4 protein-coding genes are annotated in these 2,870 nt (G+C 71.9%); 2 read left to right on the top strand and 2 right to left on the bottom strand.

Going from position 1 to position 2,870, the window contains the following annotated elements; genetic code table 11:
- Positions 1-133: 133 nt before the first annotated feature.
- The gene (locus tag DK254_RS09555) at positions 134-325 is read right to left on the bottom strand and encodes a DUF2934 domain-containing protein (protein ID WP_109933584.1); all 192 of its coding nucleotides are present in this window, start codon (positions 323-325) and stop codon (positions 134-136) included.
- A gap of 89 nt (positions 326-414) precedes the next feature.
- Here DK254_RS09555 and DK254_RS09560 point away from each other — a divergent pair, with 89 nt between their 5' ends.
- Positions 415-1,515: a DUF3182 family protein gene (locus DK254_RS09560; protein ID WP_109933585.1), complete on the top strand. Its 1,101-nt coding sequence runs from the start codon at positions 415-417 to the stop codon at positions 1,513-1,515.
- Positions 1,512-2,267 (top strand): S9 family peptidase, encoded by a 756-nt coding sequence (locus DK254_RS09565; RefSeq protein ID WP_109933586.1) that lies wholly within the window; start codon positions 1,512-1,514, stop codon positions 2,265-2,267. The genes DK254_RS09560 and DK254_RS09565 overlap by 4 nt, the downstream gene beginning before the upstream one ends.
- A gap of 35 nt (positions 2,268-2,302) precedes the next feature.
- On the opposite strand, the gene DK254_RS09570 is transcribed toward DK254_RS09565, so the two are convergent.
- Positions 2,303-2,821, bottom strand: a complete 519-nt coding sequence (locus DK254_RS09570) for a DUF4142 domain-containing protein (protein WP_109933587.1) — start codon at positions 2,819-2,821, stop codon at positions 2,303-2,305.
- Positions 2,822-2,870 lie beyond the last annotated feature (49 nt).

Raw genomic sequence — 2,870 nt, forward strand, 5'->3', positions numbered from 1 at the left:
TTTGCCTGATGATTCGTGCGGCCGCTGGGCCATCGCGGACTCCGTCCGTGATTGGATTCACCGGCCGCGCCGGACACCCTGGTGGCACGAATGACGGCGGATAACCGCAAACGGTCATTCGGCGCCGACGGCATCACCCGCCCCGGCGATGCTTCCGCGCCTTGCCCGCCGGGGGCGCGTCGCGGGCGGCTTCCACCGGGAGGATTTCGCCCAGGTGTTCCCGGGCCATTCGCCAGTGGCGTTCGGCCTGGCCGCTGGGGCGGCCTTCGGCTTCCCAGATTTCGTGGGCCTTCTGGCGTATCTGCGCCTCGCGGTCCTGGTCCATCGTCCTGTCCTCGCTTCATCGACTCCGTAGAACCACTGACTGCGGGCACAGTCGAGTGTTCATACGCCACGCACGAAGGGAGCGGCCGCATGATCCACGCCGAGAATCGACGTATCGTCATCGCCACCTCGCCGCAGGCCGACCCTGCGCCCGAGGACGCCTGCAGCAACCGCGAGCTGGCCCGCTGGCTGGCGGAAATCCAGGGGCTGGAGTTCTTCGACGGCCCGCCCGCGGCACGGGACCCGCAGCGACACTACTACTGGGTGCCCAGCGACACCCTGGTGGGCCGCGAGCAGGCCCGCCGGCTGGGTGTGCAGGGGCCGCTGGACCTGTTCGGCGGCTATGTCGAGCAGGCCCACCAGGCCGGCAAGGCGATCGTCCACCCGCTGATCGAGCACGCCGCGCTCACCCCGCGGGGCTGGGCGGCCGGCTTCGCCGAGCGGGTGGCGTCGGTGGTGCTGGATGGCCACAGCGCGTTCTGCTGCCAGGACGCCTGGCGCTGCGCCAGCGCGCGCCTGCCGCGTGGCCCGCAGCGGCTCAAGCCGGCGGGCGGGCGCGGCGGCCTGGGGCAGCGGGTGGTGGCCGACGTGGACGAACTGGAGGCGGCGCTGGCCGGCTACGACGAGGCGGACTTCCTGGCCGGCCTGGCCATCGAGGACGACCTCGCCGAGGTGCGCACCCTCAGCGTCGGCCAGGCCCAGGTCAGCGGCGTGCTGCTGTCCTACCATGGCTTCCAGCAGCAGAACCGCAACGCCCGCGGCGAGCTGGTCTACGGCGGCTCCGACCTGCTGGTGGTACGCGGCGACTTCGACGCCCTGCTGGGGCTGGACCTGGCCGCCGAGGTTCGCCTGGCGATCCAGCAGGGCCGGGCCTTCGACCGCGCCGCCAGCCAGTGCCTGCCGCACTTCTTCGCCTCGCGGCGCAACTACGACATCGCCCAGGGCGTGGATGCCCGGGGCCGGCAGCGCAGCGGCGTGCTGGAGCAGTCCTGGCGCGTGGGCGGTGCCACCGGCGCCGAGCTGGCCGCCCTGCAGGCCTTGGTGGCGGACCCGGCGCTGCAGGCGGTGCGCGCCTCGTCCTTCGAGATCTTCGAGGACAAGGCGCTGCCGGCCAATGCCCGGGTGATCTACCGCGGCCCCGACCGGCGTGGCGACTTCCTGCTGAAATACGCAATGGTGGAGGACCTATGACGCCTTATGACGAGCGCATCGACATCAACGTCGACTCCCTGCGCCTGCAGGGCAACTTCCTCAGCCCGCGTACCCATGTGCCCGGCGTGCTCTTCGTGCACGGCTGGGGCGGCAGCCAGCAGCGCGACCTCAGGCGCGCCCGCGGCATCGCCGGCCTGGGCTGCGTGTGCCTGACCTTCGACCTGCGCGGGCACGGCGCCGAGGAGCGCCAGCGCGAGTGGATCACCCGCGAGCACAACCTGCGCGACCTGCTGGCCGCCTACGACCGCCTGGCCGCGCACCCGCAGATCGACCCCGGGGCCATCGCCGTGGTCGGCACCAGCTATGGCGGCTACCTCGCCTGCATCCTCAGCGAGCTGCGCAAGATCCGCTGGCTGGCCCTGCGCGTGCCGGCACTGTACCGCGACGAGGACTGGGACCGGCCCAAGCGCGAGCTGCCGCGGGACGACCTGATGGCCTACCGCTCCAGCCGCGTGCCGGCGGCGAGCAACCGCGCCCTGCGCGCCTGCGCCGCCTTCACCGGCGACGTGCTGCTGGTGCAGTCGGAGCACGACGACTTCATCCCCAGCGCGACCATCCTCAGCTACCGGGCCGCCTTCCAGCAGACCCACTCGCTGACGCACCGGATCATCGACGAGGCCGATCATGCGCTGAGCACCGAGCTGGCCCAGGACGCCTATACCGACATCCTGGTGCGCTGGATCACCGAGATGGTGGTGGGCGAGCGCGCCAACCGCCTGGTGCTGGGCTGACGCGGGCCGGGGCGGGGCCGCCCCGGCGGCCGCCGTCACCTGGAGGGATGCGCCTTGGCCAGGTCCTGGGCCATCTGCAGGTGCTGCTTGAGCACCGGCAGGGTCACCCGGGCGAACTGCTGCAGGTCGGGATCGCTGGCGCTGTCGGCCGCTTCGGTGAACAGTTGCACGGCCTTCTCGTGGGCCGCGACCTGGTTGTCGGCGTAGGCGGCGTCGAAGGACTCGTCGCGCATGTCCAGCGCCTTCGCCTTGGCCCTGTCGGCCATGCCCGGCTGGTCGGACAGCTCGAGGTGCTTCCGGGTGGCCAGGGCCTGCAGTTCGGTGTTGGCCTTGGTGTGGTCGTCGATGATGTGCTGGGCGAAGGTCTTCACGTCGGCCGCCTGGCTCTTCTGCAGGGCCAGCTTGGCCGCGTCGATCTCGGCCTGGCCGGCGGCGGAGGCCTCGCTGGCGAAGGCCTGGTCGCGGGCGGCGGGCTCCGCGGCGAAGAGGGGTGCGGCGGCGCCCAGCAGGGTGGCCGACAACAGGGTGCCGCGCAGTAGGGCGGGGATGTTCATGGCAGTTCTCCATCGGTCTGTGGGATGGCCCCGGGGCATGGGGCCCACA

It is taken from the genome of Pseudomonas sp. RW407 (assembly GCF_003176655.1).
Lineage (GTDB): Bacteria > Pseudomonadota > Gammaproteobacteria > Pseudomonadales > Pseudomonadaceae > Pseudomonas > Pseudomonas delhiensis.

Coding starts and splice junctions, on each gene's coding strand:
- DK254_RS09555 (WP_109933584.1), bottom strand. CDS start 325: ATGGACCAGGACCGCGAGGCGCAGATACGCCAGAAGGCCCACGAAATC.
- DK254_RS09560 (WP_109933585.1), top strand. CDS start 415: ATGATCCACGCCGAGAATCGACGTATCGTCATCGCCACCTCGCCGCAG.
- DK254_RS09565 (WP_109933586.1), top strand. CDS start 1,512: ATGACGCCTTATGACGAGCGCATCGACATCAACGTCGACTCCCTGCGC.
- DK254_RS09570 (WP_109933587.1), bottom strand. CDS start 2,821: ATGAACATCCCCGCCCTACTGCGCGGCACCCTGTTGTCGGCCACCCTG.